The sequence below is a fragment of the Burkholderia sp. E168m23 genome, assembly GCF_016586125.1.
Lineage (GTDB): Bacteria > Pseudomonadota > Gammaproteobacteria > Burkholderiales > Burkholderiaceae > Burkholderia > Burkholderia orbicola.
Genome location: NZ_BCPP01000348.1, coordinates 1 through 6,515, shown reverse-complemented (window position 1 = coordinate 6,515; position 6,515 = coordinate 1). Strand labels below are relative to the sequence as shown.

Below are 6,515 nucleotides of genomic sequence, written 5' to 3'. Positions count from 1 at the left end.
CGACGAACACGGCCGCGACGATCGCCGCGCCGAAGTTCTGCACGGCGACCGCCGTGCGCAGGTCGCTCTGCGCGAGCTTGCCTTTCTGGTACAGCGAGCCGGCGGTAATCAATCCGACCGCGAGCACCGACACGGTGACGACGAGCCACGCAGGCGCCGCGCCCGACGGCGGCGCGACGCCGCCCGTGACTTTCGGCGCGAGCACGAGCGCGACGCCGGCCAGCCCGAGCGCCATGCCGAGCCAGCCGCGCGCGGGCAGGCGTTCGTTGAACAGCGGGACCGCGAGCACGGCGGTGGCGAGCGGCTGCAGCGCGCCGAGCAGCGCCATCACGCCCGCATTCAACCCTTGCGCGACGGCCCAGTAGCTCGCGCCGAGATAGACGCCTTGCAACAGCGCGCCGGCGATCAGGTGGCGCGGCCATTCGCGGCGGGCCGGCCACGGCGCGCGCGCGACGAGCGCCACCACGGCGAACAGCGCGGCCGTGCCCGCGAAGCGCGCGAGCAGGAACAGGTTCGGATCGGCGTAGGGCTTGATCGCCCGGGCGACGATGAAGCCGGTGGACCAGAGCGCGACGAAGGCGGCGGCGACGATCGAGGTAAGCATGCGTGACGGGCCGCGACGCGGCCGGACAGAACCGGGAAGTCGGCCAGTATCGGGCGAAGCGGCGCCGGCGTCTTGTCGAATCCTGCACTCATGCCATGCGGCATGTGATCGTGCCGGCGGTCATCGCGCCGGTGCGCGGTGCGGCGGCGATGAGCGCCCGCGGCACGGCGATGCGCTGCGCGGAGGGACGCGCAGCGGCGGCGATCAGTCGATCGAGAACGTATCGAGCGGCTGGTTGGCGCGCGCGTCGGTCGCGAAGCGCGCGGCGAGCTGTTCGTAGAGCCGGCGTGCTTCGTCGAGCGTCAGGTCGATCCAGTACGGATCACCCGCCGCGTCGTTGAGGCGTTCCGGCGGAAACTGGATTTCGATCACACTGCCTTTGCGATACATGGCGCGAGCCCCTTTGATGGTCGGTATTGGTCGGTCGTTCGGCGAAGCGCAAAGTGTAGCGCCCGGCGCCGCCGGGGATTCGCGCGCGCCGGACAATAGTGAATTTCGCTTTCGGGGAAACGCGCCCGGACGCTGCCTGGCCGCTTACCCGGCGCAGTCAAATGGTCGTCAAACGTCCGTAATACAATGGCCGGCTTACCCATTACCAGTCGCCTCGGGCGCACACGCGATGCTGGCGGAACAACGTCATCAATACATCCTGTCGGAGCTCGGACGGTCGGGCGCGCTGTCGGTCGCGGAACTCGTGCGTTCGCTCGACGTGTCGCGCGAAACCGTGCGGCGCGACCTGAATGCGCTGGCCGCGCGCGGCCTGCTCGTGATGACGCACGGCGGCGCGCTGGCCGCGGATCGCCGTGAGCCGAGCCTGTCCGAGCGCGAGGCCGCGAACGCCGATGCGAAGCGCACCATCGGGCGGCGCGCGGCCGAATTCGTGCCCGATGATGCATCGGTGCTGATCGATTCGGGCAGCACGCCGCATGCGGTCGCGCTGGCGCTCGCCGACCGGCACCGGCTGTCGATCTACACGAACGACTGGCGTACCGCATTCGTGCTCGCGCGGCGCAACGGCAACCGCGTGACGCTGCTCGGCGGCGAGCTGTCCGACGACGAGGACGCCACCTTCGGGCTCGACACGATCCACCAGCTCGCGCAATACCACGTCGATTTCGCGTTCGTCGGCGCCGGCGGCATCACGCCCGACGGCGAGTGCACCGACTACTCGCGGCTCGCGGCCGAAGTGCGCAGCCGGATGATCGCGGCGGCGGGCACGGCGATCATCGTCGCCGACCATTCGAAATTCGGCCGCGTGACGCCGGTGCGGATCAACGGCGCGGCCGCCGCCCGCTATCTGGTGACCGAGCGCGCACCCGACAAGGCCGTGCGCCGCGCGCTGACGGCGCGCGGGGTCGAGCTGCTCGTGTGCGACTGACGCGCATCCGACATACAAGGTTCATCGAAGCGTCATCGCGCGGGAAGAACCGTCGTCAAGACTGACTCATTCACCTCGACCGGCCGCCAGGCCAGGGAGCAACGAATGACCGTCAGCGTGCGCAGCTATCTTTCCCCCACCCTGGTCCTGCTGGCTTTCGACTGGCCCGATGCGGCGTCGCGGTCCGATTTCCTCGGCTTCGCGATCCGGCGCACGCCGGGTTTCTGGTCGGCCGACGGCAAGACGCGTGCGCCGGACAGCTGGCTGCCCAACCGCCTGACGTTCGACGGCCCGGCCGCCGACACGCAGGGCGATGCGCCCACCGACCAGGCGCCGATCCAGAAATTCATGTGGTGGGATGCCCGCATCGATCCGCAGGATCGCGGTGCGTCGTTCCGCTACGACGTCTATCCGGTCGTCGGCACGCCGGCGAACCTGCAGATGCTCGACGCGCAAGCCGGGGTGTGCGACGTCGTGCTGCCCGCGCACATCGAGGACGGCATCGGCACGTGGTTCAATCGCGCGGTGGTCAGTTCGCAGGCGTTCGCGAAGCAGGTTGCTGCACTCGGTCTCGCGCCGAACGAGGCGCCGAGTGCCGCGCAGGCGCTGAAGCTGCGCACGTGGCTCGCGAACGACATGGAGCAGGTGTTCGCTCAGATGCTCGATCCCGCGTCGCGCGCGGCGTCGGCCGTCTATCATCTGACCGACACGCTGTGGGCGCTGCCCGCGTTCCAGGCGTTTGGGCGCAAGCACGGCGAAGCGTCGCTCGCGATCGTCTACGACGCGCACACGACGGCGCGCAAGGGCAAGCCGCCGCTGCCGTCGCCGAACCAGCCGGCCGTCGATGCGTTGCAGGGCCTTGCGACGCTTGCGCCGCGCGACCGGACGCACATCATGCACGACAAGTTCATCGTGACCGATGCGCCGTCGAACCCGGCGCCCGCGCGCGTGCTGACCGGCTCCGCGAACTTCACGACCGAGGGGCTGACCGAGCAGGCCAACGTGCTGCATGCGTTCGACTCGCCCGCGCTCGCCGCGCTGTACAACGAGCGCGCCCACGCGCTGGCCGGGAATCCGTCGATCGCGGAGACCGCGCGGCTGTCGCCGGGCTGGTCGGCGCCGATGACGATCGGCAGCGCGCAGGTGCGCGTCGCCTACTCGCCGGAGCCGGCGGGGCAGCGTACCGAGATCGATACGATCGTCGCCGCGATCGCGGCCGCGAAGCATTCGGTGTCGTTCTGCCTGTTCATGCCGACCGACGCCGCGCTACGCGATGCGTGTTTCGCGGCCGGCGACCGCGGGCTGATGATGTTCGGCCTCGTGAACCGGATCAATGTCGGCAGCGCGACGAAGGCCGATGCCGCGCAGCAGGCCGGGCAGACGCTCGATGCGGCGACGCTCGCGAACCTCGAGCTGTACCACCGCAGCCGCGACAACCACGACGTGATCGACGCGTCGTATTTTTCGCCGGCCACCGTGCCGCAAGGCTTCGAGCCGGAGTTGCGACTCTTTCCGGGCGAACCGGCGCCGGCTTTTCCGCCTGTGGTGATCCACCACAAGTTCATCGTGATCGATGCGGAAGGCGCGAATCCGGTCGTCTATACGGGTTCGGCGAACATGAGCCGCAATTCCGAGCAGTACAACGATGAGAACCTGCTAGAGATTCGCGACCGGCGGATCGCGGCGATCTATCTCGCGGAATTCCTGCGGCTTTACGAGCACTATCGCGCACGGGCGCTGGCGATCAACACGAAACGGCAGCACGGCACGGGTACTGATGCGGGCGCGCATGCGCGGCTCGCGCTTGCGCCCGATTCGAGCTGGGCGAAGAAGTATTACGTGGCGGGCAGCCCGGAAGAAAAGGCGCGGATCGCGCTGGCGTCGACCGCGCCGACGGACTGATGCGCTGAAGGGCTGAAGTTGGAGGGGGCGCGGATATCGCGTGCCCCGGCCGGCGACTTGCCGCTTACGCGGCGACGTAGCGGAGCACTGCGTCGGCGATCGTGTCGCGATGCCGAGCGCGCAGGCGCGGTGCCGACGGATCGCGGCCGAACGCGGCGCCGAACGTGTAGCGGTTCGCCACGCGGTGGAAGCAGAACGAGCTGATCAGCAGGTGCAGGTCGAATGCGTCGATGTCCTTGCGGAACACGCCGCTGGCCGCCCCGCGCTCGACCAGTTCCTCGAGCGTCTTGATGATGCTGACGTTGCGGTTCTTGAACGACTTCAACTGTTCGACATACTTTGCGCCGTGGATGTTCTCGATCGACACGAGGCGGACGAAGTCGCGATGCTTGTCGTGATAGTCGAACGTGAATTCGACGAGGCGGCGCATGCCTTCGCGCGGCTCCATGTCGCCGACGTGCAGCTCCTGCTCGAGCGCGCGGATGTCGCCGTACACCTTCTCCAGCACGGCCTCGTACAGGCCTTCCTTGCTTTCGAAGTAGTAATAGAGCATCCGCTTCGTCGTGTTCGTGCGCTCGGCGATCGCGTCGACGCGCGCACCGGCGAGGCCCATCGCGGAGAATTCCTGCGTGGCGACATCGAGGATGTTGCGCTTGGTTTGCTCGGGATCGTATTTACGCCGCGCATCGGACGCAAGCGCGCGGGGGTCGGACGTGGCGGCCTTGCTTCCTGCTTTCATGTGACTTTGTTGTGGTTCGCGGCGGCTTGGAAAAGGCATTCTAGCATGTGGGAAATGCCCGCCCGGCCGACCTTCCGCTCTAATCGGCAAGGCCGTCGGCGCGGTCGTTTCGGTCGTCGCGGGCGCTCAGCGGCGGCAGGACGCGAGCGCGTCGCGGGCCTGGTACGCCGTGTACGTGAGTTGCGCGGCGGCAAGGCCGGCCAGCCCGAACGTGCGCGTGAGTCCGAACGCGGCGAAGCCGTCCGGCACCGGCCGGCCTTCGGCCAGCGCGGCGGCGAGCGCCTCGCCGGCCACCGTGGTCGGCGCCATCCCGTGGCCGCCGAACGCGATCGCGTGCCATACGCCGTCCGCGTCGCGGCCGATCTGCGGCATCTTGTGCCGCGCGTAGCTCATCAGCCCGCCCCACGCGTAGTCGATCTTCACGCCTTCCAGTTGCGGATACACGCGCAGCAGGTCGCGCCGCAGCAGGCGCGCGATCGCGTCGGGGCCGCGGTCGAGCACGGAGATCCGGCCGCCCCACAGGATCCGCGTGTCCTTCAGCGGACGGTAGTAGTCGAACGCGAAACGCGTGTCGTAGATCGCGTACGGCGCGTCGATCGCGTCGGGCAGGCGCGTGCCGAGCGGTTCGGTCGCGATCACGTAGGTCGCGATCGGCAGCACCGCGCGCTCGATGCGCGGCGACACGCCGCGCGCATAGCCGCCGCCGGCGAACACGACGTCCTTCGCGCGTACCGCGCCCTGCCCCGTGCGCACGACGTAGCCGGCGCCGTCGCGCGCGATGCCGAGCGCGGCCGAGCGTTCGTACACGCGTGCGCCGCCGCGCGACGCGGCCGCCGCGACGCCGAGCACGTACTTCAGCGGATGGAAATGGAATGCGTTCGGCTCGAACAGGCCGCCGTAATAGCGCTGTGTTTTCAGCCGCTCGCGCAGCGCGCCGGTCGGGACGGGTTCCCATTCGACGCCGAGTTCGTTCTTCATCAGCGTGCGCACGCTGTCGAGCCGCGACGGATCGTCGAACCAGTTCGCGAGCATCACGCCCTGGTCGACGATGTCGCAATCGATCCCGTAGCGCGCGATGCGCGCGCGGATCAGGTCGACCGCGTCGACGGTGAGCCGGTACAGCCGGCGCCCTTCGTCGCGGCCGAGCGTGCGCAGCAGGTCGGCGTTGTCGAGGCTGTAGCCGCCGAACACGAAGCCGCCGTTGCGGCCCGACGCGCCGAAGCCGACCCGTTCGCTGTCGAGTACGACGACGTCCGTCACGCCGCGCTCGACGAGGCCGAGCGCCGTGCACAGGCCGGCGAGGCCGCCGCCGACGATGCAGACCTGGGTATCGATCGTGCCGGTCAGTTGCGGGTAGGGCTGGCGGGTAACGGTGGCTTCGTAGAAGTTCTGCATGCGTGTTGGTGACTCGTGACGGCGAAAAAAACGGACGGCGCGCGTCGATCTTGCCTGAACGCGCGCGCCGCGTCGAATGGGAGCTTCAGCGCGTCGGCCGCCGGGGTGGGGGCGGCCGACGCGTTACCGGGCGTCAGGCGCCCGGCGTCGGGTTGACCGGGCGGGCGACATAGGCCGGATAGCTGGCATCAGCCTTTTGGGCAGCTTCATGTGTCGCGTTGCGTTCGATCCACGGCGCGATTTCCATGTCCTCGTAGCGCACCAGCCGGCATTTGCGCACGAGCGCGTAGCCGAGCCAGATCGCGAGGAAGAACGGCAAGCCGATGTAGGTTGCTGCGACACCCGCCCAGTCGATCTTGTCGGCGAGGAACGCCTGATAGTCCTGGCCGAGCGCGACGACCGCGCACAGCGCGAACGCGAACAGCGGGCCGAACGGGAACCACTTCGACCGGTACGGCAACTGGTCGAGCCGGTAGCCCTGCTTCAGGAAACCCTTG

Annotated in this window: 6 protein-coding genes and 1 pseudogene; 2 read left to right on the top strand and 5 right to left on the bottom strand. The window is 68.9% G+C overall.

Going from position 1 to position 6,515, the window contains the following annotated elements:
* The coding region (locus tag JMF90_RS18555; protein WP_201325301.1) for a DMT family transporter at positions 1 to 604 on the bottom strand (604 nt) is incomplete at its 3' end.
* Between the two features lie 204 nt (positions 605 to 808).
* Positions 809 to 994, bottom strand: coding sequence for a hypothetical protein (locus JMF90_RS18550; protein WP_006480515.1), 186 nt, complete (start codon positions 992 to 994; stop codon positions 809 to 811).
* 229 nt (positions 995 to 1,223) lie between these two features.
* Between JMF90_RS18550 and JMF90_RS18545 the strand changes: the two genes are divergently transcribed.
* On the top strand, positions 1,224 to 1,982 hold the full coding sequence (locus JMF90_RS18545) for a DeoR/GlpR family DNA-binding transcription regulator (RefSeq protein ID WP_011546920.1): 759 nt from the start codon (positions 1,224 to 1,226) through the stop codon (positions 1,980 to 1,982).
* 105 nt (positions 1,983 to 2,087) lie between these two features.
* A complete protein-coding gene (locus JMF90_RS18540) occupies positions 2,088 to 3,884 on the top strand; it encodes a phospholipase D-like domain-containing protein (protein ID WP_011546921.1) in 1,797 nt (598 codons plus the stop codon).
* A 64-nt stretch (positions 3,885 to 3,948) separates the two neighbouring features.
* On the opposite strand, the gene JMF90_RS18535 is transcribed toward JMF90_RS18540, so the two are convergent.
* The 3 genes and pseudogenes from JMF90_RS18535 to JMF90_RS18525 form a co-directional block, all read right to left on the bottom strand.
* Positions 3,949 to 4,623 carry a TetR family transcriptional regulator gene (locus JMF90_RS18535; RefSeq protein ID WP_012339399.1) on the bottom strand — a complete coding sequence of 225 codons (675 nt, stop codon included), beginning with the start codon at positions 4,621 to 4,623 and terminating at the stop codon, positions 3,949 to 3,951.
* Positions 4,624 to 4,749: 126 nt separating this feature from the next.
* Positions 4,750 to 6,018, bottom strand: a complete 1,269-nt coding sequence (locus JMF90_RS18530) for an FAD-binding oxidoreductase (RefSeq protein WP_011546923.1) — start codon at positions 6,016 to 6,018, stop codon at positions 4,750 to 4,752.
* A gap of 133 nt (positions 6,019 to 6,151) precedes the next feature.
* Positions 6,152 to 6,515: pseudogene (locus JMF90_RS18525) on the bottom strand (lysine transporter); the annotation flags it as partial.

Bases quoted from the DNA above. Each gene is read 5' to 3' on its own strand.
- JMF90_RS18530 (WP_011546923.1), bottom strand. From the start codon at position 6,018: ATGCAGAACTTCTACGAAGCCACCGTTACCCGCCAGCCCTACCCGCAA.
- JMF90_RS18540 (WP_011546921.1), top strand. From the start codon at position 2,088: ATGACCGTCAGCGTGCGCAGCTATCTTTCCCCCACCCTGGTCCTGCTG.
- JMF90_RS18550 (WP_006480515.1), bottom strand. From the start codon at position 994: ATGTATCGCAAAGGCAGTGTGATCGAAATCCAGTTTCCGCCGGAACGC.
- JMF90_RS18535 (WP_012339399.1), bottom strand. From the start codon at position 4,623: ATGAAAGCAGGAAGCAAGGCCGCCACGTCCGACCCCCGCGCGCTTGCG.
- JMF90_RS18545 (WP_011546920.1), top strand. From the start codon at position 1,224: ATGCTGGCGGAACAACGTCATCAATACATCCTGTCGGAGCTCGGACGG.